Raw genomic sequence first — 19,661 nt, 5'->3', positions numbered from 1 at the left:
GGTGGCGCCGACGCGCCGCCGTTCCCGCCCATCGCGAAGTGGGTTACTTTCCTTGCCGACCGTCCTGCGTCTCGGATCGCTGCGCGTGGTGATCTATCCTGCCGACCATCGTCCCGCCCATGTCCACGTCATCGGGGAGGGTGGCGAAGCGGTGTTCAACCTCGGCTGTCCCGACGGCCCGACCATGCTGCGGGAGAACCGGGGCTTTCCGCTGGCCGCGGTCAGGACCATCGCCCGCGACCTCGCCCACCACCGGGCCCACCTCTGCGAGAGCTGGAGGACGATCCATGGATGAAGTCGAATACGCCCTGGCGAATGCCCGAGGGCAGGCGCGCGCGCACGAGCCGCGCGCCGTCGGAGCCCGGTACCTGTCCGCACCCGGCACGCTCGTCGTCACGCTGTCGAGCGGCATGGAGCTGCACGTGCCCGTGGCCCGGATCGAAGGCCTCGCCGGCGCGACCGCGGACGACCTGCGGGACATCGCGGTGAGCCCCGCCGGAACGGGCCTCCACTTCCCGCGGCTCGATGCGGATGTCTACGTGCCGGCCCTCCTGGCGGGCATCACCGGCTCGGCCCGCTGGATGGCGAGCCTGCCCGAGATCCGCGCGCGCCGCCTGGCCGCAGCCGAGGGTTAAGTGTTCCCTTACACGAAGGCTCTAGCTGTCGGGGCTTCCCGCCGGAGACGGCGGCCCTTTTCGAGGACGGACGGGCGATGGCGCGGCCCAAACCCCTGAGCGAGCTGATCGAGCGGTCCCTCGGCCCCGTCTTCGCGGCACAGGGCTTCGCCTCGACCGACATCCTCGCCTCCTGGTCCGAGATCGTCGGCGAGCGGCTGGCCCGGGCCTGCCAGCCGGAGAAGCTCGAATGGTCGCGCCGGCGCGGGTCGCCGCGCGAGCAGCGGCCGGAGCCCGGCACCCTGACGGTGCGGGTCGAGGGCGCCTTCGCGCTCGAATTGCAGCACCTCGTGCCGCTGGTGATCGAGCGCATCAACCGCCATTACGGCTGGGCCTGCGTCGGCCGGATCCGCCTGCGCCAGGACCGGGTCGCCCAGGCGCACCGGCGCAAGGCCGCGGCCCCGCCCCTCGACCCGGTGCGGCGCGGCGAGGTGGCGCTCGCGGTCTCCGGCGTGAGCGAGGCGGCGCTCCGCGACGCCCTCGACCGCCTCGGCCTCGCGGTGCTGGGCGCGCAGCGCCCGCGCTGATCCGCGTCGTCCGCGGGCGTGCAGCCCGCGGCAAGCCCGACCGGGCGCCGGCACGCGTGTGCCGGACGCCGCCGCGGGACGCGGCGGCACCAGGGAAGAGGAAGCGTCGCGGGGTGTTGATGCGGCGGCGGCTTGCCACGAGGCGGCCGGGATTCTACCGCACTCACCACCGCGGACCCTCCCGCACCCTCCACGAGGACGCCTGCCATGCTCACCCGTCGCGAGGCCCTGACACTCACCGGCTCGGCCCTCGGCGCGGCTCTGCTCGCGCCGGCCCTGCCGCTCTCCGCTCTGGCGCAAGGGCCGGTGGTCGACGGCCTGATGCAGCCCGGCCCGCTCGGCGATGCCTGGCTCGGACCGGACAACGCCCGCTGCACCATCATCGAGTACGCCTCGATGACCTGCTCGCACTGTGCCGCCTTCCACAAGACGACCTGGCCGGCGCTCAAGGAGCGCTGGATCGATACCGGCAAGGTCCGCTTCACCTTGCGCGAGTTCCCCCTCGATCCGCTCGCCACCGCGGCCTTCATGCTCGCCCGCTCCGACAACGGGGCGCGCTACTATCCGATCACCGACATGCTGTTCGACCAGCAGCCGAACTGGGCCTTCGTCCCGAAGCCCCTCGACGCCCTCGAGCAGATGATGCGCCAGGCCGGCTTCTCGAAGGAGAAGTTCGAGGCGACCCTCAAGGACCAGAAGCTCTACGACGGCGTCAACGCCGTGAAGGAGAAGGCGATGACCACCTTCAAGGTCAACGCCACCCCGACCTTCTTCATCAACGGCCAGAAGTACCAGGGCGAGATGACGATCGACGGCATGGAGAAGGTGATCAAGCCGATCGTGGGGGCGTGATTCTCATATGAAATCCCGCTCATCCACGCGGCGCTGAAAAAGGAGACTCATCCCCTCCCCCTTGTGGGGAGGGGTTTGGGGGTGGGGGTGGTGCCGCGTAAAGCTCAGCGGTCTATCCGGCACCACCCCCACCCCTGACCCCTCCCCGCAACTTGCAGCGATCCCGGGCAAGCCCGGGATCGCCTGGGGAGGGGAAACCGAACGCCGACCCCGCGCACCGCGTCCCCCCATGAAATTCACGCGCCTGCGCATCGTCGGCTTCAAGACCTTCGTCGAGCCGAGCGAGTTCCTGATCGAGCCCGGGCTGACCGGGGTGATCGGGCCGAACGGCTGCGGCAAGTCGAACCTCGTCGAGGCCCTGCGCTGGGTGATGGGGGAGAGCTCGCACAAGAGCATGCGGGCGTCCGGCATGGACGACGTGATCTTCTCCGGTTCCGGCGGGCGGTCCGGCCGCAGCCACGCCGAGGTGACGCTCACCCTCGACAACAGCGCCCACACCGCGCCTGCCGCCTTCGACGCCGCCGACCTGCTTGAGGTCTCGCGCCGCATCGACCGGGGCGCCGGCTCGACCTACCGGGTCAACGGCCGCGAGGTCCGGGCCCGCGACGTGCAGCTGATGTTCGCCGATGCGGCGACCGGGGCGCGCTCCCCCGCCATGGTGCGCCAGGGCCAGGTGGCGGAGCTGATCGCGGCCAAGCCCCAGGCCCGCCGCCGGATCCTGGAGGACGCCGCCGGCATCGGCGGCCTGCATGCCCGCCGGCACGAGGCGGAGCTGCGCCTGCGGGCGGCCGAGGACAACCTGTCGCGCGTCGAGGACGTGCTGACGGCGATCACCGCCGGCGTCGAGTCGCTGCGCCGCCAGGCCCGCTCGGCCCAGCGCTACCGCGCCATCGCGGCGGAGATCCGCCGGCACGAGGCGCTGCTGCTGCTGATCGGCCACACGAACGCCCGCCGCGAGACCCTGGCGGCGGACGCCACCCTCACTCAGGCCCTCGACCGGCTGGGCCGCGTGCAGGCCGAGCAGGTGGAGTCGGCGACCGCTCAAGGACTCGCCGCCGCCGCCCTGTCGCGCCTGCGCGAGGCGGAGGGCGCCACCGCGGCCGAGGTGCAGCGGCTGGTGCTGGCGGCGGCGCAGCTCGAGGCGCGGGAGCGCCGCAGCGCCGAGCGCCTGCGCGATCTCGGCCGGCGGATCGCCGACCTGCACCGCGACCTCGTCCGCGAGGCCGCCGCCCGAGACGACGCCCGCACGACCCTGGAGCGCCTGGACGGCGAGGCCGCGGTCCTGGACGAGGCCGAGGACGGGAAAACGATGCGCGAGGAGGCCGCGGCCCGGGAGGCGGCGGCGGAGAGGGATCTCGCACGCGCCGAAGCAGCGCTCGCCGCCGCGCAAGGCGCCCAGGCCGAGCACGCGGCGCGGCGCGGCGCCCTGATCCGCGCCGCGGCCGACGAGCGCGCCCGGGCAGCGCGGCTCGCCGGCGAGCAGGCCCGCCTCGCCCGCGAGGTCGCGGCCACGGCCGAAGCCGGGACGGAACGGCTCGCCGCCCTGCGCGAGGCCTGTGCCGAGGCGAGGGAGGCGGCCGAGGACGCCGAGGCGGCGGCAGCGGAGGCGCGCGACGCCGTGGCCGAGGCGCGCATGGCCGAGGCGCGGGGCCGCCCGGTCCTGGCGGCGGCCGAGCGCGAGGCCGAGCGGCTCGACACCGAGGCCCGCACCCTCGCCCGCCTGGTGGCGCCGGGCGGCGAATCGCGCTTTCCCCCGGTCCTCGACAGCATCACCGTCGAGCCCGGCTACGAGGCGGCCCTGGCGGCGGCCCTCGGCGACGACCTCGACGCCGCCCTCGACCCGCAGGCCCCGACCCACTGGGCATTCCCGCCCGATCCCGGCACCGATCCGGCCCTGCCGGCCGGTGCCCTCCCGCTCGCCGAGCGGGTCGCCGGCGCGCCGGCCCTGGCCCGTCGCCTGCGCCAGGTCGGGGTGGTGGAGCCGGCGGATGCCCCCGCCCTGCGCGCGCGCCTGCATCCGGGCCAGCGCCTGGTCACCCGGCGCGGCGACCTCCACCGCTGGGACGGCTTCACCGCCGCCGCGGAGGCGCCGCGGCCGGCGGCGCGGCGCCTCTCCGAGCGCAACCGGCTCGAAGCGCTGACCGAGGCCGCGGCCGAGGCTCGCGAGCGGGCGGAATCCGCGCGGGAGACCCACGACGCGTTCCAGGCGGGGGCGGACGGTGCGGCGGCGGCGGAAATCCGCGCCCTTGAGGGCGCCCGCCTCGCCCGGCGGACCCTCGACGCGGCCCGCGAGGCCCTGACCCACGCCGAGCGCCGGGAAGCCGAGGCCGCCGCCCGCCGAACCGCCCTCGCCGAGGCCGAGGCACGCCTCGCGGACGACGCCGAGGAGGCGGCTGCCCGGGTCGAGGCCGCCGAGGACGCGCTCTGTGCCCTCGACGAGCCCGGAGACCTCGCCGCGCGCCTCGATACGGCCCGCCAGGACGCCGAAGCGTGCCGCCTCGCCGCCGCCGAGGCCCGGGCCGCCCGCCTGTCGCTGACCCGCGCCGCGGAAGACGCCGCCGCCCGCCGCGCCGCCCTCGCCGCCGACCGGGCGCGCTGGCAGGAGCGAGCCGAGCGGGCGGACGCGACACTGCAGGAACTGGAAGACCGCCTCTCGGCGGTGGAGGAGGAGCAGGGCGAGCTCGCCGAGGCGCCCGAGACCTTCGCCGAGGAGCACCGCCGCCTCACCGCTGCCATGGACCACGCCGAGGCGGCCCGGGCGCAGGCCGGCGAGCGCCTGAGCGCGGGAGAGAGAATCCTGGCCGAGGCCGAGGCGCGGGCCCGGGGCGCCCTCGACGCCTTCGCCGCCGCCCGCGAGGCCCGGGCCGCGGCGGCCGCCGCCCACGAGGCCCTGGCGCGGCGCCTCGCCGAGGTGGTTCGCAGCATCGCCGACAGCCTGGAGACGACGCCGGACGGGCTCCACGCCCTTGCCGGCGCGACGCCGGGCGATCCGCTGCCGGAGGTCGCCGCCGTCGAGGCGAGGGCCGTGGCGCTCAAGGCCGACCGCGACCGGCTCGGCGCCGTGAACCTGCGGGCCGAGGAGGAACTGCGCGAGACGGAAGGGCGGCGCGACGCGCTGGGCGCTGAGCGCGACGAGCTGATCGAGGCGATCCGGCGCCTGCGCGGCGCGATCCAGAGCCTCAACCGCGAGGGACGCGAGCGGCTGCTCGCCGCCTTCACGGCGGTGAACGGGCATTTCGAGCGGCTGTTCACGACGCTGTTCAACGGCGGCACCGCCGAGCTGACCCTCGTCGATTCCGACGATCCGCTGGAGGCCGGCCTCGACATCCTGGCCCGTCCCCCGGGCAAGAAGCCCCAGACCATGACGCTGCTCTCAGGCGGCGAGCAGGCGCTCACCGCGACCGCGCTGATCTTCGCGGTGTTCCTCACCAACCCGTCGCCGGTCTGCGTCCTCGACGAGGTCGACGCGCCGCTCGACGACGCCAATGTCGAGCGCTACTGCGACCTGCTCGCCGCGATGGCGCGCGACACCGACACCCGCTTCATCGTCATCACCCACAACCCGATCACCATGGCGCGGATGGACCGGCTGTTCGGCGTGACCATGGCCGAGCGGGGGGTGTCGCAGCTCGTCTCGGTCGATCTCGCGGCCGCCGAGCGGCTGGTCGAACCGGTTTGACGACGGCGCCGCGTGCAGCGCGAAATCCGCCGAAAGTCCAATGACTTACCGTTGCTTCGGGGTGCCTTGACACCCAAGGTGGGCGAAACTATGGTGCGCCCGCTCGACGGGGGTTAGCCGGACCGGATCTCCTCATCCTTCACGCGCGAGGTTTCGCCATGAGCGGCAACGACCCGCGGGGGAAGGACGGCACCGGTGAGGGCTCCTCCCCCGACGACGACCTCTCCGCGAGGCTCAAGCGTCTCGAGATGCAGATCGACCGGAAGCGCCCCGCGGCGGCTCCCGATCCTTCGTCGCGTCACGGGAGCGGCGGGCCTTCGTCCCTCGGCATCGCCATGCGGCTGTCCACGGAGTTCGTGGCCGGCGTCCTGGCGGGCGGCCTTCTCGGCTGGGGCTTCGATCGACTCCTCGGCACCAAGCCCTGGGGCCTGATCGTCCTGCTCGTCCTGGGCTTCGGAGCCGGAATTTACAACGTGATGCGCGTTTCCGGATTTTTTCCGGCCGCGGACACGAAGAAAGGCCCGCCAGGGTCTTGATCATCCGGTGGATGCCGTGCATCCGCCTGCACGGATTGGCAGCGCGGCGGGAAGACCCGCGGCAGCGACACACGAGGGGGCGGGACCGGCATGGCCGTCAAGATGGATCCGATCCACCAGTTCGAGCTGAAGCCGCTGGTTTCGTTCGGGCATATCGGCCACCAGAACATCGCCTTCACCCAGTCGGCGCTGTACATGTTCCTGGCAGTGGGGCTGATCGCGCTCCTGACGATCTGGGCGACCCGCAGCCGCGCGGTGGTGCCGGGCCGGGCGCAGTCGCTCGCCGAGGTGTTCTACGAGTTCATCGGCCAGACGGTGCACCAGTCGGCCGGCCACGGCAGCGAGCGCTTCGTGCCGCTGGTCTTCTCCCTGTTCATGTTCATCCTGCTCCTGAACCTGTTCGGGATGATCCCCTACGCCTTCGCGGTGACGAGCCACATCATCGTCACCTTCATGCTGGCGCTGGTGGTGATCCTCACCGTGGTGATCTACGGCTTCATGGCCCACGGCACCCACTTCCTCGGCCTGTTCGTGCCCCCCGGCGTGCCCGGCTGGCTCAAGCCGCTGATCGTGGTGATCGAGGTCGTGTCGTTCATCTCGCGGCCGATCAGCCTCTCGGTCCGTCTCTTCGCCAACATGCTGGCGGGCCACATCGCGCTCAAGATCTTCGCGGGCTTCGTCCCGGCCCTGCTCGCCGCCGGCGTCTGGGGCATCCTCTCGCCCCTGCCCCTCGCCCTCTCGGTCGCCGTGACGGCGCTGGAGATGCTGGTCGCGGTGCTGCAGGCCTACGTCTTCGCGACGCTGACCTCGATCTACCTCAGCGACGCCCTGCATCCGGGCCACTGAGGGGACGGGCCTCCGAGAGGCCCCGACCCCGCCCGCGATCGCCCCAGAGCTTCCCACCCCGGTTCGCCGTGTCGCGGCCGGATACCACCCGCCAGACGACTAGACGACCTTAGGAGCATCAGATGGATCCCGTTGCTGCGAAGTACATCGGCGCCGGCCTCGCCTGCCTCGGCATGGCGGGCGCCGCCATGGGCCTCGGCAACCTGTTCGGCCAGTTCTTCGCCGGCGCCCTGCGCAACCCCTCCGCGGCCGACAGCCAGCGCGCCAACCTGCTCCTCGGCTTCGCGCTGACCGAGGCGCTCGGCATCTTCTCGCTGCTCGTCGCGCTGCTGCTGCTGTTCGCCGTCTAATCCCGGCGAGGATTACCGAGACGAGGTGGTCCACCCGCGCACCGGGCCTTCACACGAGGCTCCGGTGCGCGTGCGTTAGGTGCGCCTCACAAAAACTCCCGCTGCGCTGGCGCTGCCGCATCGAGCGACGCCGGTGACCGGGAGTTTCGTGAGAGACACCAAGGGCCCCCGTCACCCAACTCGTGCAGCCGCCGCCCCTGCTTGAGGCGTGGCGGCCAGACGGCCGGCCCGGCCGAGCGCTCGGCGGGAGCGCTTCGTCTCCCCCACACCCGGACGACACCATGGCGCAGCCACATGCACCCGCCCCCCTCAAGGAGGGGCTGATCCACGAGCCGGCCTCCGAGCACGGCGGCGGCTTTCCGCCGTTCGAGAGCAGCACCTTCGTCGCGCAGACCCTCTGGCTCGCGCTCGCCTTCGGCCTGCTCTACTACCTGATGTCGAAGATCGCGCTGCCGCAGATCGCCGGCATCCTGCACGACCGGCAGGCCAGGCTCTCCGGCGACCTCGACCAGGCCGCCCGCGCCAAGTCCGAGGCCGACGGCGCCCGCGACACCTACGAGCGCGCCCTCAAGGACGCCCAGGACAAGGCCAAGGGCATCGCCCAGACCACCCGCGAGCAGCTCGCCGGCGAGGCCGAGACGCGCCGCAAGTCCCTCGAGGCGGACCTGGCGGTGAAGCTCGCCGAGGCCGAGACCCAGATCCGCACCCGCACCGCCACCGCGATGGGCAGCGTGCGCGAGGGGGCCGCCGACGCCGCGACCGCCATCGGCGAGCGCCTGACCGGTCGGGCGCCGGACCGCGCCGCCGTCGAGGCCGCCTACGACCGCGCCGCCCCCCGGGCCGTGCACTAGAAGCCGCAGGAGATCACGACATGCTGTTCGATGCGGAATTCTGGGTCGCGGTCGCCTTCGTGGTGTTCTGCGGCATCGCCTGGAAGATGGGTCTGTTCGACCAGATCATCGGCGGGCTCGACAAGCGCGGCGCCCGCGTGCGCAAGGAGCTCGAGGAGGCCCGCCGCCTGCGCGAGGAGGCCGAGGCCGTCCTGGCCGATTACAAGCGCCGCCGCTCCGACGCCGAACGCGAGGCCGCCGAGATCGTCGCCAACGCCCGTGCGGAGGCCGAGGCCGCCGCCGCCGAGGGCCATGCCCGCCTGAACGAGTTCGTCGCCCGCCGCACCAAGGCGGCGGAGACCAAGATCGCCCAGGCCGAGGCCCAGGCCGCCGCCGAGGTGCGGGCCGCCGCGGCGGAAGCCGCCGTGCGGGTCTCCGAGACGATCCTGCGGGAGAAGGTCAGCGGCGATGCCGCCCAGGACCTGGTGCGCCGCAGCCTCGGCGAGGTGCGGACCCGCCTGCGGGCCTGACCGCCTGCGACAATCCGGCAAGCCTACAGAGAGCCGCCTTCGGGCGGCTTTCTTATTGGGCGAATGCGAAAGCCCATCTCGGTCATGCCGCACAGTCTTCGCTTGCGGTTCAGGGTCTTGTTTCAAGACTTAAAGAAAACATTGCGGTCCGGCCGCGCTGACGACGAGCAGCCTTTACAGGCTTGCCGGAGAGAGGATCGCAGGCCGCGATGTTCTGTGTCATAGATGTGAGCGAATCGCCGCCGAGCCCTTGATGACCGTCTACTACTTCCACTTCCAATCGGGCCGCCGCCTGATCATCGACCCCGAAGGGGTCGAGCTGCGCAGCGCGGCCGATGCCCTGGAAGTCGCGGCCAAGCTCGCGACCGGCCTGCTCGACGACCGCGAGGTCGCCTGCGACTGGCGCCGCAGCGCCTTCCGGGTCGAGGACCAGCACCAGCGCCGCGTCCTCCGCCTGCCGATGACGACCGTGCGGGCGCGCGAGAACCGTCGGGCGCTGCTGAACTAGGGGGATGGGGGCCCGACGAGGACGGTGCCGGGCCGCTCGACGGCCTCGAAGCCCCCGGTGCCATCCCGCGGCCGCGTAAGCGGAACCCGGGATCCAGCGTCCCCGACGGCGACCAGCCCGCCGGCTTCGTGCGGTTGGCGCTTCCCGCGGCGACCTACGCGGTCGTCCGGGCCACCCTGGACGGGACGGCCCTGCATCCGCAGATGCGGGGCGCGACGGCGGCCATCCGGGACGAGCTGATCCCGGCCGCCGGCCTCACGGTCGCCGGCAGACCCGATTTCGAGCTCTACGACGGTCGCCTCGCCCCGACCGGCCGGAGACCGCCGTCGCTCGATTGGGGGCCGGGGCTTAAGGATCACGACTCCTTCGGCGCGGAGGCCGCGGGGGCTCGTGCCGGTCGCCACCGCAGCAGCCGCCCGTCGATCGCCACCAGCCCCGCCCCGATCAGCGCCATGCCGAGGAGCTGGCGCGGCACCACCGGTTCGCCCAGCACCAGGGCGCCGAGCAGGAGCGCCGAGACCGGAATCAGGAAGGTGACGAGCATCAGGTTGGTGGCTCCGGCGCTCGCCAGCAGGCGGAAGAAGATGGCGTAGGCGAGCGCCGTCGAGAGGGCCGCGAGGCCGAGGACGGCGGCGACGACCGCCACCGGTGGCATCGCCAGGGTCCAGGGCCGGTCGACCAGGAGGGCGAGGGGCGCGAGCAGCACGGTCGCGGCCGTCACCTGGCCGGTGGCGGCGGAGAGCGGCGGGACGCCCATGCGCTTGAAGCGCCGCCCGTAGATGCCGGCAAAGGCGTAGGAGAGCGCTGCGAGCAGGACCGCGCCCTGCGCCAGCGTCTCGGTCAGCGCCTCGCCACCGAGTCCGGCGAAGACCGAGGGCCCGACCATCACGGCAACGCCCGACAGGCCCGCCAGCACGCCGGCGAGGCGGTGTCCGGTCAGGCGCTCGTCGTCGGTGAGCCAATGCGCCACCAGCACCCCGAAGAGCGGCGTCGTGGCATTGAGGATCGCCGCGAGGCCCGAGGCGATCCGGGTCTGCCCCCAGGCGATCAGGCAGAACGGCACCGCGTTGTTGAGGAAGGCCGCGCCCAGGAAGGCGAGCCAGACCGCGGCGCCCCGCGGCATCGGGATCCCGCGCATCCGCAGCACCAGGGCGAGGATCGCGGCCGCGAGGCCGACGCGCACCACCACCAGGGTGAGCGGCGGCAGCGCGCGGAGCGCCACGCCGACGAAGAAGAACGAGCCGCCCCACAGCAGCGAGAGGCCCAGCAGCAGGCCCCATTCGGACGGGGTCATCGGGCGGTTGGCGGCGGGCTGCATCGGGCTCGGGCTCTCCGGGGCGGGTGCCGTACCGTGGCGCGAGGGCGCCCCGGCGGCATCCCGCCCCTTGCTGTGCAATTCCGGCCGATCAATCCCGCCAAAACGGCTTCTCGGCCTCGCACAGGGCATCGGCCCGCGACAGGCCGACATCCTTCAGCAGCCCGTCGGGGCAGGCCATCAGGGCGCGGCGCTCGCGCCGGCGGTCGGCCCACAATTCGAGCCGCTGGACCAGCGAGGCGGGGCTGCGCCGGCGCGGCGGCGTGATGCGGATGGCGGGAACGAGGCGCAGGTTTCCTCGGCCAGCGACGAGGCTCGTCATGGCTCTCTCCGGGTGAGACGGATGGTTGCTCGATGGAGAGAGATTGCCTTTCGGACGCAGCCCGATCAAACCAGATCGACTCGTCCTTCACCGCAGGAAATCTGGGTCACGTCATTCTGGGTCACGTCATTCTGGGTCACGTCATGGCGCTCGATCGGAACCCTCGCCGCCGCCTGCCGCCGCTCAACGCCGTGCGGGCCTTCGAGGCCGCCTCGCGCCACGCCACCTTCCACGAGGCCGGGGACGAGCTCGGGGTCAGCGCCGGCGCGGTGGCGCAGCAGGTGAAGATCCTGGAGGGCTGGTTCGGCCTGCCCCTGTTCCGCCGCCTGCCGAGCCGGGGCGTCGCCCTGACCCCGGCGGGGCAGCGCTTCGCGGCCGCGGCCGGCGAGGTGCTCGACCATCTCGCCGAGGCCACCGCCCGGCTGCGCCGCCAGGGCCAGGACCACGTGCTGACGGTGAGCACCACCCATTCCTTCGCCAGCCTGTGGCTGATCCCGCGCATCGGCAGCTTCCGGGCGCTGTATCCGGACCTCGACGTGCGGGTGGTGGCCAACAACCGCCTGGTGGACTTTTCCCGTGACGACACGGACGTGGCGATCCGGCACGGGCGCGGACGCTATCCGGGCCTGCGCTCGGACCTGCTGATGCACGACGTCGTGTTCCCGGTCTGCAGCCCGTCCTTGCGCGACGGCGAGCCGCCTCTGCGCCGCCCGCAGGACCTCGCGCGCCACACGCTGCTCCACGACGACGACCCGATCGACATCGAGGCGGTGGACTGGCCGCAATGGCTCGCGGCGGCGGGCGTCACCGGCATCGACGCCTCACGGGGTCCGCGCTTCACCCACACCTTCATGATCCTGCAGGTCGCCACCGCCGGCGGCGGGGTCGGCCTTGCCACCCGGGTGCTCGGGGGAGACCTCGTCGCGGGCATCGGCAAGCTCTCCGCGGGTCAGGCCGGGACCGGCCTGGTGCGGCCCTTCCCCGACGAGGTGGCGAGCCCCTACAGCTTCTTCCTCGTCACCCCGACCGAGACCGACGCGCCGAAAGTGGCTCGCTTCCGGGAATGGATCACCGCGCAGGCGGCGGAGTGGAACCGGTGAACGCGGGGCCGGTCGCGTCGGACTCCCCGCACCACGAGACGCCCCGCCCCTCGCCGAGCAGGATCCAGGCGCCGGGATCGGGCGCGGGACGGCCCGGCAGCAGGCCGAGGAGGAGGGTGGCGAGACGCGAGAACCAGGACGGCATGAGGACAGGACGACTCCGCGGCGATCGGGTGCGGTCGATACGCGCTCCCGTCAGGCCGTGACTTTGCGCGAGCGCGGTTGCGGCCTCCAGATCTGAGCGTCCCGATTTCTCGGTGATCCGTCCACGACCTGTCCTCGACGCATCCGCAAGGGGGACCGTCGGACGCTCTCACCCCCGCACCACCGCATGCGCCGCGAGGAAGTCGACGAAGCAGCGGATGCGCGAGGACAGCCGCTCGTGCCCGGCATAGAGGGCGTGGATGTCCTCCGCGTCGCCCGGGCTGAAATCCTCCAGCACCGTCACGAGGCGCCCGGCCGCGATGTCCTCGTCGACGTGGAAGCGGGCGAGCCGGGCGAGCCCGGCGCCGCCGAGCGCCATCAGCCGCACCACCTCGCCGGAATTGCCGAAGAAGTTGCCGTGGACCGGCCGCTGCGACACCGCCCCGTCGACCAGGAACGGCCAAGTGTCGAGGGAGCGGCGGAAGCTGAAGTTGAGGCAGTTGTGGTCGGCGAGCGCGTCCGGGTGGGCCGGCGTGCCGCGCGCGTCGAGATAGGCGGGCGCGGCCACCACCGCGAGGCGGCTGCGGCCCAGGAGCTTTGCCCGCAGGCTCGTGTCGCGCAACGGGCCGATGCGGATCGCCACGTCGGCCCGCGCCTCGACGAGATCGACCACGTCGTCGGTGAGCGCGAGATCGACCCGCATCCGCGGTTGCCCGGCGAGGAAGCGCGGCAGCACCGGCAGGATCACGCGGGTGCCGAACGGCACCGAGGCGTTGACCCGCAAAAGCCCGCTCGGCTGGGCGGCGTCGCGGCCGAAACTCTCCTCGATCGCGTCGAACTCGGCGATCAGCTCGCCGGCCCGCGCGAGGTACAGCTCGCCCTCCGCCGTCAGGGTCATCGCCCGGGTGGTGCGCCGGATCAGCCCGACGCCGAGGCGCGCCTCGAGGCGGGCCACCGCCCGGCTCACCGCCGAGGGCGTGCAGCGCAGAGCCTTGGCGGCGGAAGCGAAGCTGCCGCGGCGCGCCACCTGCACGAAGGCCTCCATCTCGCCGAGCCGGTTGTCCATGGGGCGATCCATTGTTGCATTCGATGCACGATCATCGTGCCGGCCTGCGCGCTGGTCATCAATCGCCGGCATCGTCATCTCGGGGTCTCCAGACATGGAGACCGACCATGGACCTCAAGATCGACGGCAAGACCGCCCTCGTCACCGGCGCCACCGCGGGCATCGGCCTTGCCATCGCCCGCCGACTCGCGGCGGAGGGCGCGCAGGTGGTGCTGCCCGGGCGTTCCCAGGCGAAGCTCGACGCGGCAGCGGAGACGATCGCCGCCGAGCCCGGCGCACGGGCGCCCCGCACGGTGCTGGCCGATCCGGCGACGGCCGACGGCGCGAAGGCGCTGGTCGCGGCGGTGCCGGAGGTCGACATCCTGGTCAACAACCTCGGCATCTACGAATCGAAGGCGTTCGAGGAGATCACCGATTCCGACTGGCACCGCCTGTTCGAGGTCAACGTGGTCTCGGGCGCGCGGCTCGCCCAGGCCTACTTCCCCGCGATGCTGGCGAAGAAGTCCGGGCGGATCGTGTTCGTGTCGAGCGAATCCGGCCTCGTGCCGCCGCCCGACATGCTGCATTACGCGGTGTCAAAGACCGCGCAGGCGACCATCGCCCGGGGCCTGGCGCAACGCACCCGCGGCACCGGCGTGACGGTGAACACGGTGCTGCCCGGCCCGACCCGCTCGGAGGGCATCGTGGACTTCCTGAAGAGCGTCGCCTCCGACCCGGATGCGCCGGCGCCCGAGCTGGAGGCGGAGTTCTTCCGGGTCCACCGCCCGCTCTCGCTGCTCGCCCGGATGATCGAGCCCGAGGAGATCGCCGGCCTCGTGGCGTATCTGGCGAGCCCGCTCGCCGCGGCGACCAACGGGGCGAGCCTGCGCGTCGAGGGCGGCATCGTGCCGACCATCGCCTGAGCTCAGCAGATTTCGCCGAAGTGGTTGCCGGTTCGGCGCCGAAAATCTGCGGCAAAACAAGAACCTGAGCGGACGAAGCGTTGGCCTGCCAACGCAAGTCTGCTCAGGGGACTGCCACCGCGCCCGGCGTCCCCGGCCGGCCGAGGGACGAGCCCTCCTCCCCGGGCTGCGCCGGCCCGAGGAGCGCCATCGCGGCGCGGTAGCCGTTGAGCGTGCCGGTATCGACGTAGGCGCTGCCGGCGCGAAGGCCCGTCGCCCGGCCGCCGGCGGCGAGCCAGGCGTTGACCAGGGTGCCGATGTACTCGTCGCGGCACTGGCGCGCCTGCCAGAGCGCGTGCAGCTCGGCGAGGATGCGGCCGGTGAGTCTGAACGCCCCCCAGACCCAGGACGAGGCGGCATCCATCCGCTTCACCTGGATCTCCCGCACCACGTCGCCGTCGAGCACCACGGCGTCGAACAGCTCAGGCCGCTCGACCGGGAAGAGCAGGAAGGACAGGCCGTCCGCCGGCAGGCGCGCCAGGCCGTCGTCGGGGAACCACACCGTGTCGGGCAGCCCCACCAGCACCGGCTCGTCGGGGGCGATCAGCGGCAGGGCGCGAAACAGCGCGTCGCACAGGCCCGCCGGGCGCGGCTGCACCACGTAGGCGATCGGGGCGGGCCCGTAGCCGGAGCCGTAATACTCGACGATGTCGGACTTGCCCGGGGCGATCACGAAGCAGATCTTGTCCGCCCCGCCGCGGATCATCCGCTCGACGACGTATTCGCTCACCGCGCAAGGGCGCTCGGCCCCGTCGCGCAGGCGGCTGCCGACCGGCAGCAACTCCTTCGAGAAGGCGAGCGGCTGGATGCGGCTGCCGCGGCCCGCGGCCGGAACGATGCCCCACATGCGGTTCTCACGCTCCCACCGTGGCAGGCTTCCGGGCCTCGTCGAGGATGGCCTCCAGCTCCACCGCCCGGTGCGCGGCGGTGTGGTGGTCGAGGGTACGGGCACGCCCCGCTTGCGCGATGCGGTGCAACTCCGCGTCGCTCCGGTCGAGGGCGGCGAGCACGGCCTCGGGCGTCTCGGCGAGCAGGATTTCCTCGCCGGGCCGGTAGAAGGCGTCGAGCCCGTCGAAGGCGTCGCTCAGCACCGCGGCGCCGCAGGCCGTCGCCTCGAACAGCCGGCCCGACGGGCACCAGCCCATGGCGGCCATCGCCGCCCGGGTGACGTTGAGGGTCAGGCGCGAGGAGGCGTAGAAGGCCGGGTGCTCCTGCGGCGCCAGATGGCGCACGAAGAAGATGTTGTCGCTCCAGGGAAAATCCTGCGGGTACTGCGCCCCGCCGATCAGGAAGCGCCTGTCCCTGCGCCGCCGCGCCGGCTCGACGAGGCAGGACACGACCTTGGCCTGCCGGTCGGCCGCGTAGGTGCCGAGATAGGACAGGTCGGCGGCGTACTGCGCCTGCGGCGGGGCCGGCCGGTGCAGGTCCGGATCGACGTGGCCGTAGAGGGGCGCCGCGCGGCGCGCGCCGAGCCTGTCCCGGAGCGCGTCGAGCGCCGGCCCGCCGGTGTAGCTCAGCACGAGGTCGAAGCCGGAAAACCCCTCCGGGCCGACGTAATCCACCGCTTCGCCGCGGCGCAAGGAATCGAGGGTGACGGGCGTGTCGAGGTCGTAGAACACACGGAGCGCCCCGGACCCCAGGACGAGGTCGGTGGCGGCGAGCGCGTCGGGGCAGTAGGAGGTCACCATCGCGACGTCGGCCTCCGCCACGTCGCGGGCGGCCTGCGGCCGGATCTCGTCCCAGTCGGAGAACAGCACGAGGCGCCCGTTCGGGATCGCGGTCAGGTCGCGGTGGGGCGCGTAGAACGGCAGGTCGCGCTCGTAGAACACCACGCTGTGGCCGCGCCGGGCGAGCGCCCGGACGAGGCCCCGCCACAGGGTCGCGTGGCCGTTGCCCCAGGACGAGCTGATCGTCAGGCCGAAGACCACGAGCCTCATCCGGCTGTCCCCCGTGCGTCGCACCACGCCCCTTGCGGCGCCGGGAGTGAACGCGCGCCGGCTTGATCCGTTCAGGATCTAACAATGTGCGATTTCGGCAAGCGTGGCAGCGGGGCCCGAACCACCGCCAGGCTCGGCCGTTGAGAAAGACCATCCGCGCTCTCGAAGGCTCCGCCCGGTTGCTCCGCGTCCTCACCTACAACGTCCGCCGCTGCCTCGGCGCCGACGGCCGGCTCGCCCCGGAGCGCATCGCCGCGGTGATCGCCGCCTGCCGGGCGGACGTGGTGGCGCTCCAGGAGCTCGATGTCGGGCGCGCCCGCAGCGGCGGGATCGACCAGGCGGAAGCGATCGCCGGCCATCTCGGCATGCGCGCCCACTTCCACCCGGCGATGCGGGTGCGGGAGGAACTCTACGGCGACGCGATCCTGACCGCGCTGCCCTCGCGTCTGGTGCGGGCGCAGGCCCTGCCGGAACGGGAGGGGCGCGAGCCCCGCGGCGCGCTCTGGACCGCGGTTACCGCCGGCGAGGCCGAGGTGCAGGTCGTCACGACGCATCTCGGCCTCGGCCGGGGCGAGCGGCGGGCGCAGGCCGAGGCGCTGCTCGGGCCCGCCTTCCTCGGCGATCCGGCCTGCCGCGACCCGGTGGTGCTGCTCGGCGACTTCAACGCCCTGCCGGGGTCGCGCGTCCACCGCCGCCTCGCCGCCCGGCTGCCGGACGCGCAGGGCGCGCAAGCCTGGCTGCGGCCGACCTTCCCGGCCCGCCTGCCGCTCCTGCGCATCGACCACGTCTTCGTCAGCCGCGGCATCGCGGTGCGGGGGGTGCGCACGATCGGCGGACGCCTCGCCCGGGTCGCCTCCGATCATCTGCCGCTCGTCGCCGACCTCGACCTCGCGCCGGTCCCCGCCCCCCGCATCCCCGTGCCCCGAGAGGAACCCGCGTGACGCAGGCCCAAGGACAGACCAGAGACAGGCAGGAGACCTCCGCGCGCCGCCGGTTCTGGACCATCCTCCTCACCGTGCTGAGCGTCGCGCTCGGCGGCTATCTCCTCTACCGGACGCTCGCCGGCTACAGCCTGAACCAGCTCATCGAGTCGGTGCAGGCGATTCCCGCCGGCCGGCTCGCCGCCGCCGGGGGATTCGCCGCCGCGAGCTATCTCTGCCTCACGGGCATCGACTGGCTGGCCTTGCGCGCGGCCGGCAAGCCCCTGCCCTACCGCCGCGTGGCGCTCGCCGCCTTCATCAGCCTGTCGCTCGGCCACAGCATCGGGTTCGCGGGCCTCAGCAGCGGGGCGATCCGCTACCGCTTCTACACCCGCTGGGGCCTCGGGACCGCGGACGTCGCCAAGGCGGTGCTGTTCTGCGGCGTCACCGTGGCGGTCGGCCTGATGGCGCTCGGCGCCGTCGCGGTGCTGGTGCATCCCGACCTCGCCCGGGAGGTGACGGGCCTGGGGACCGGCGCGGTACTGGCGGCGGGCCTCGCCTGCGCGGGCGGCGTCGCGACCTATCTCGCCCTCGCCGCCTGGTGGCGCAAACCGGTGACGTTCCGGCGCTGGTCGATCGAGATGCCGCCGCTGCCGCTCGCCGCGGCGCAGGTGGCCCTGGGCGCGGTCAACTTCGCCCTGGTCTCGGCCTGCCTGCACCAGGTGCTGTCGGCGGTCTCCGACGTCGGCTACCTCGCCGTCGCCTCGGTCTTCGTCATCGCCAACGCGGCGGTGCTCGTCACCCACGTGCCCGGCGGCGTCGGGGTGATCGAGAGCGTGGTCGTCCACCTGCTGCCGAAGACCGACGTCATCGGCCCGCTGATCGCCTTCCGGTGCCTGTACTTCCTCGGCCCCCTGGCGCTCGGCCTCCTCGCCTTCGCGGCGACCGAGGCGGTGTTCCGGTGGCGCGACGCCGGCGAGGCGACCGCTACGCCGTCCCGAACGGCCGCTCCGGGTCGAGCAGCTCGGAGCTGACCAGGGGATCGAGCAGGCCCTCCTCCTCCGGCACCTCGCAGACGCGCAAGGAGCGCGGCCCGCCCATGTGGCGCCGGATCGCCGCGATCAGGCCGCCTTCCGCGATCGCCTCGGCCATCGCGTCGGGCGCGACACCCAGGTGCTCGGCCACCAGCCGGTCGCGCAAGGCCCGGAGCGCGGCGCGCTCCTCCGCGTCGCGGGCCTCGACCGCGAGGTCGCACTCGGTGTCGAGGGCGACCGAGCGGTTGTTGAGGTTCGAGGAGCCGATGCGCAGGAAGCGGTCGTCGATCAGCACGAGCTTGGCGTGGATCTCGATCTCGCAATCGCCGTCCGGCCCCGGCACCACCGGGTAGGCGACGAAGAGACGCCCGAAGCGGTCGATGGCGCGCAGGCGGCGCAGCACCCGGTCGCGCGGGGTGCCCATGGCGACGCGCTCGGTGAAGTTGTGCGAGCGGCGCGTCAGCACCACGACGATCTCGGGCCCGTCCTCGACGGCCAGGTGGGCGGCGAGCGCGTCGGCGACGAAATCGGCGGTGAGGTACTGCGCCTCGAGGTAGATCGTCGCCTTCGCCGAGGCCAGGGACGCGGCGGTGAGGGCTGCCGCCTCCTCGACCGAGGGCTCGTCGCCCTGGAGCGGCATGGTGCGGGCGATGGCGACCGGGCAGTCGGCGAGGAGCGGCCCCAGGCCCTGCGGCCAGAGCGGGGCGGCGCCCGCCACCGGCGCCAGCACCTCGCCGGTGGCGGCGCGCCAGCGCTCGCGGGCCACGTCGCCGAGCCGCGTCGCGGCCTCGCCGTCCACCGCCATCTGCAAGTCGTGCACCGGCGGGTAGAGCTCGCCGTCGGGATTGGTGCGCAACGGGTCGCCGGCCGTGTGGGCGGTGGTGTCCCAGCGCCCGACCGTGAGGTCGATGCCGCCGCAGAAGGCGATCCGGTCGTCGATGCAGACGAGCTTCTGGTGATGGGCGGCGTAGAGCGGGTGGTGCGTGTCGAGGCGCACGGTGACGTTCGGATGCGCCTCCCACTCGGCCCCGAACAGCAGCGGCAGCGCCGCCCCCGGCCCGTGCAGGGTCGCGGCGCTCCAGACCAGCACCCGGACCTCGAGCCCGGGCCGGCGCGCCGCGAGGTCGCGCAGGAGCGGCCCGAGCGGCGGCGACTCCTCGGGGCTCGCGTCGTGGCGCAGGCGGATGCGCCCGTCGAAGTCCCAGCCGACGATCAGGATCGAGCGGTGCGCCTGACGCAGCGCCTCCTCCAGCCGGGCGAAGTACTCGGCGGAATCGATCATCACCGCGACCCGCTCGGCCCGCGCCACGCACCAGCAGGTGCGGCCGGGCTGGAACAGGGTCTCGGTCGCGTCGCGCGCAGGATCGATGGTCATGGGGTGCTCGTCACTCCTGCATTCCTGTCGAGGTCCGCAACGGCAGGCGGGGCCGTCCGTTCCGGGCCGACGGGAGACGCACAGGCGATCCGCCCGGCCGGCTGCCGCAGCGGTTCCCAACGCCGGACCGGTTCCCTACCTTGGCCAGGGCAGGCCGGAGGCGGATCCCGTTTCG

General features: G+C 73.2%; 22 protein-coding genes. 15 read left to right on the top strand and 7 right to left on the bottom strand.

What is annotated here, in order from left to right; all coding sequences use genetic code 11:
* Positions 1-85: 85 nt before the first annotated feature.
* From ACS5PV_RS05420 to ACS5PV_RS05370, 11 genes are all read left to right on the top strand, one after another.
* Positions 86-295: a DUF4160 domain-containing protein gene (locus tag ACS5PV_RS05420; RefSeq protein ID WP_455394338.1), complete on the top strand. Its 210-nt coding sequence runs from the start codon at positions 86-88 to the stop codon at positions 293-295.
* Positions 288-635 (top strand): DUF2442 domain-containing protein, encoded by a 348-nt coding sequence (locus ACS5PV_RS05415; protein ID WP_455394337.1) that lies wholly within the window; start codon positions 288-290, stop codon positions 633-635. Before ACS5PV_RS05420 ends, ACS5PV_RS05415 begins: the two co-directional genes overlap by 8 nt.
* Positions 636-712: 77 nt before the next feature.
* Positions 713-1,201 carry a DUF721 domain-containing protein gene (locus ACS5PV_RS05410; protein ID WP_455394336.1) on the top strand — a complete coding sequence of 163 codons (489 nt, stop codon included), beginning with the start codon at positions 713-715 and terminating at the stop codon, positions 1,199-1,201.
* A gap of 207 nt (positions 1,202-1,408) precedes the next feature.
* Positions 1,409-2,053, top strand: coding sequence for a DsbA family protein (locus ACS5PV_RS05405; protein WP_455394335.1), 645 nt, complete (start codon positions 1,409-1,411; stop codon positions 2,051-2,053).
* 229 nt (positions 2,054-2,282) lie between these two features.
* Positions 2,283-5,732: a chromosome segregation SMC family protein gene (locus ACS5PV_RS05400; RefSeq protein ID WP_455394334.1), complete on the top strand. Its 3,450-nt coding sequence runs from the start codon at positions 2,283-2,285 to the stop codon at positions 5,730-5,732.
* Between the two features lie 158 nt (positions 5,733-5,890).
* Positions 5,891-6,268, top strand: coding sequence for an AtpZ/AtpI family protein (locus ACS5PV_RS05395; protein ID WP_455394333.1), 378 nt, complete (start codon positions 5,891-5,893; stop codon positions 6,266-6,268).
* Positions 6,269-6,358: 90 nt separating this feature from the next.
* The gene (locus tag ACS5PV_RS05390) at positions 6,359-7,114 is read left to right on the top strand and encodes a F0F1 ATP synthase subunit A (RefSeq protein ID WP_099905649.1); all 756 of its coding nucleotides are present in this window, start codon (positions 6,359-6,361) and stop codon (positions 7,112-7,114) included.
* A gap of 122 nt (positions 7,115-7,236) precedes the next feature.
* Entirely contained in the window at positions 7,237-7,464 is a 228-nt protein-coding gene (locus ACS5PV_RS05385; RefSeq protein ID WP_048436618.1) for a F0F1 ATP synthase subunit C, read from the top strand.
* A 281-nt stretch (positions 7,465-7,745) separates the two neighbouring features.
* Positions 7,746-8,315: a F0F1 ATP synthase subunit B family protein gene (locus ACS5PV_RS05380; RefSeq protein WP_455394332.1), complete on the top strand. Its 570-nt coding sequence runs from the start codon at positions 7,746-7,748 to the stop codon at positions 8,313-8,315.
* A 23-nt stretch (positions 8,316-8,338) separates the two neighbouring features.
* Positions 8,339-8,824, top strand: a complete 486-nt coding sequence (locus ACS5PV_RS05375) for a F0F1 ATP synthase subunit B family protein (protein ID WP_455394460.1) — start codon at positions 8,339-8,341, stop codon at positions 8,822-8,824.
* Between the two features lie 253 nt (positions 8,825-9,077).
* Positions 9,078-9,332, top strand: a complete 255-nt coding sequence (locus ACS5PV_RS05370) for a DUF6894 family protein (RefSeq protein WP_455394331.1) — start codon at positions 9,078-9,080, stop codon at positions 9,330-9,332.
* Between the two features lie 355 nt (positions 9,333-9,687).
* Here the strand turns inward: ACS5PV_RS05370 and ACS5PV_RS05365 are convergent, their stop codons facing one another.
* The gene (locus tag ACS5PV_RS05365) at positions 9,688-10,650 is read right to left on the bottom strand and encodes a DMT family transporter (RefSeq protein ID WP_455394330.1); all 963 of its coding nucleotides are present in this window, start codon (positions 10,648-10,650) and stop codon (positions 9,688-9,690) included.
* 88 nt (positions 10,651-10,738) lie between these two features.
* Positions 10,739-10,969 (bottom strand): DUF1127 domain-containing protein, encoded by a 231-nt coding sequence (locus ACS5PV_RS05360; protein ID WP_455394329.1) that lies wholly within the window; start codon positions 10,967-10,969, stop codon positions 10,739-10,741.
* Positions 10,970-11,112: 143 nt separating this feature from the next.
* Here ACS5PV_RS05360 and gcvA point away from each other — a divergent pair, with 143 nt between their 5' ends.
* Complete coding sequence (gene gcvA, locus ACS5PV_RS05355; protein WP_455394328.1) at positions 11,113-12,069, top strand: transcriptional regulator GcvA; 957 nt, start codon at positions 11,113-11,115, stop codon at positions 12,067-12,069.
* Here the strand turns inward: gcvA and ACS5PV_RS05350 are convergent.
* Both ACS5PV_RS05350 and ACS5PV_RS05345 read right to left on the bottom strand, forming a co-directional pair.
* Entirely contained in the window at positions 12,038-12,214 is a 177-nt protein-coding gene (locus ACS5PV_RS05350; RefSeq protein ID WP_455394327.1) for a hypothetical protein, read from the bottom strand. The two genes, gcvA and ACS5PV_RS05350, sit on opposite strands and share 32 nt — an antisense overlap.
* Before the next feature lie 168 nt (positions 12,215-12,382).
* Positions 12,383-13,279, bottom strand: coding sequence for a LysR substrate-binding domain-containing protein (locus ACS5PV_RS05345; RefSeq protein WP_455394326.1), 897 nt, complete (start codon positions 13,277-13,279; stop codon positions 12,383-12,385).
* Between the two features lie 107 nt (positions 13,280-13,386).
* On the opposite strand from ACS5PV_RS05345, the gene ACS5PV_RS05340 reads away from it, so the two are divergent.
* Positions 13,387-14,181 (top strand): SDR family NAD(P)-dependent oxidoreductase, encoded by a 795-nt coding sequence (locus ACS5PV_RS05340; protein ID WP_455394325.1) that lies wholly within the window; start codon positions 13,387-13,389, stop codon positions 14,179-14,181.
* Between the two features lie 103 nt (positions 14,182-14,284).
* On the opposite strand, the gene ACS5PV_RS05335 is transcribed toward ACS5PV_RS05340, so the two are convergent.
* Together ACS5PV_RS05335 and ACS5PV_RS05330 are read right to left on the bottom strand one after the other, a co-directional pair.
* Positions 14,285-15,067, bottom strand: a complete 783-nt coding sequence (locus ACS5PV_RS05335) for a nucleotidyltransferase family protein (RefSeq protein ID WP_455394324.1) — start codon at positions 15,065-15,067, stop codon at positions 14,285-14,287.
* Between the two features lie 7 nt (positions 15,068-15,074).
* On the bottom strand, positions 15,075-16,157 hold the full coding sequence (locus ACS5PV_RS05330) for a CgeB family protein (protein WP_455394323.1): 1,083 nt from the start codon (positions 16,155-16,157) through the stop codon (positions 15,075-15,077).
* 179 nt (positions 16,158-16,336) lie between these two features.
* Between ACS5PV_RS05330 and ACS5PV_RS05325 the strand changes: the two genes are divergently transcribed.
* Both ACS5PV_RS05325 and ACS5PV_RS05320 read left to right on the top strand, forming a co-directional pair.
* Complete coding sequence (locus ACS5PV_RS05325; protein WP_455394322.1) at positions 16,337-17,098, top strand: endonuclease/exonuclease/phosphatase family protein; 762 nt, start codon at positions 16,337-16,339, stop codon at positions 17,096-17,098.
* Complete coding sequence (locus ACS5PV_RS05320; RefSeq protein WP_455394321.1) at positions 17,095-18,111, top strand: lysylphosphatidylglycerol synthase transmembrane domain-containing protein; 1,017 nt, start codon at positions 17,095-17,097, stop codon at positions 18,109-18,111. The genes ACS5PV_RS05325 and ACS5PV_RS05320 overlap by 4 nt, the downstream gene beginning before the upstream one ends.
* On the opposite strand, the gene ACS5PV_RS05315 is transcribed toward ACS5PV_RS05320, so the two are convergent.
* On the bottom strand, positions 18,065-19,486 hold the full coding sequence (locus tag ACS5PV_RS05315) for a phospholipase D-like domain-containing protein (protein ID WP_455394320.1): 1,422 nt from the start codon (positions 19,484-19,486) through the stop codon (positions 18,065-18,067). The two genes, ACS5PV_RS05320 and ACS5PV_RS05315, sit on opposite strands and share 47 nt — an antisense overlap.
* Between the last annotated feature and the right edge of the window lie 175 nt (positions 19,487-19,661).

The organism is Methylobacterium sp. Gmos1, assembly GCF_053764715.1.
Note: the sequence above shows the minus strand (reverse complement) of the source record. Positions and strands in the feature narration are given on the sequence as shown.

What these genes read in the sequence shown, in the direction of transcription:
- ACS5PV_RS05415 (WP_455394337.1), top strand. Translation starts at nt 288, where the DNA reads ATGGATGAAGTCGAATACGCCCTGGCGAATGCCCGAGGGCAGGCGCGC.
- ACS5PV_RS05410 (WP_455394336.1), top strand. Translation starts at nt 713, where the DNA reads ATGGCGCGGCCCAAACCCCTGAGCGAGCTGATCGAGCGGTCCCTCGGC.
- ACS5PV_RS05405 (WP_455394335.1), top strand. Translation starts at nt 1,409, where the DNA reads ATGCTCACCCGTCGCGAGGCCCTGACACTCACCGGCTCGGCCCTCGGC.
- ACS5PV_RS05400 (WP_455394334.1), top strand. Translation starts at nt 2,283, where the DNA reads ATGAAATTCACGCGCCTGCGCATCGTCGGCTTCAAGACCTTCGTCGAG.
- ACS5PV_RS05395 (WP_455394333.1), top strand. Translation starts at nt 5,891, where the DNA reads ATGAGCGGCAACGACCCGCGGGGGAAGGACGGCACCGGTGAGGGCTCC.
- ACS5PV_RS05390 (WP_099905649.1), top strand. Translation starts at nt 6,359, where the DNA reads ATGGCCGTCAAGATGGATCCGATCCACCAGTTCGAGCTGAAGCCGCTG.
- ACS5PV_RS05385 (WP_048436618.1), top strand. Translation starts at nt 7,237, where the DNA reads ATGGATCCCGTTGCTGCGAAGTACATCGGCGCCGGCCTCGCCTGCCTC.
- ACS5PV_RS05380 (WP_455394332.1), top strand. Translation starts at nt 7,746, where the DNA reads ATGGCGCAGCCACATGCACCCGCCCCCCTCAAGGAGGGGCTGATCCAC.
- ACS5PV_RS05370 (WP_455394331.1), top strand. Translation starts at nt 9,078, where the DNA reads ATGACCGTCTACTACTTCCACTTCCAATCGGGCCGCCGCCTGATCATC.
- ACS5PV_RS05365 (WP_455394330.1), bottom strand. Translation starts at nt 10,650, where the DNA reads ATGCAGCCCGCCGCCAACCGCCCGATGACCCCGTCCGAATGGGGCCTG.
- ACS5PV_RS05360 (WP_455394329.1), bottom strand. Translation starts at nt 10,969, where the DNA reads ATGACGAGCCTCGTCGCTGGCCGAGGAAACCTGCGCCTCGTTCCCGCC.
- gcvA (WP_455394328.1), top strand. Translation starts at nt 11,113, where the DNA reads ATGGCGCTCGATCGGAACCCTCGCCGCCGCCTGCCGCCGCTCAACGCC.
- ACS5PV_RS05350 (WP_455394327.1), bottom strand. Translation starts at nt 12,214, where the DNA reads ATGCCGTCCTGGTTCTCGCGTCTCGCCACCCTCCTCCTCGGCCTGCTG.
- ACS5PV_RS05345 (WP_455394326.1), bottom strand. Translation starts at nt 13,279, where the DNA reads ATGGACAACCGGCTCGGCGAGATGGAGGCCTTCGTGCAGGTGGCGCGC.
- ACS5PV_RS05340 (WP_455394325.1), top strand. Translation starts at nt 13,387, where the DNA reads ATGGACCTCAAGATCGACGGCAAGACCGCCCTCGTCACCGGCGCCACC.
- ACS5PV_RS05335 (WP_455394324.1), bottom strand. Translation starts at nt 15,067, where the DNA reads ATGTGGGGCATCGTTCCGGCCGCGGGCCGCGGCAGCCGCATCCAGCCG.
- ACS5PV_RS05330 (WP_455394323.1), bottom strand. Translation starts at nt 16,157, where the DNA reads ATGAGGCTCGTGGTCTTCGGCCTGACGATCAGCTCGTCCTGGGGCAAC.
- ACS5PV_RS05315 (WP_455394320.1), bottom strand. Translation starts at nt 19,486, where the DNA reads ATGACCATCGATCCTGCGCGCGACGCGACCGAGACCCTGTTCCAGCCC.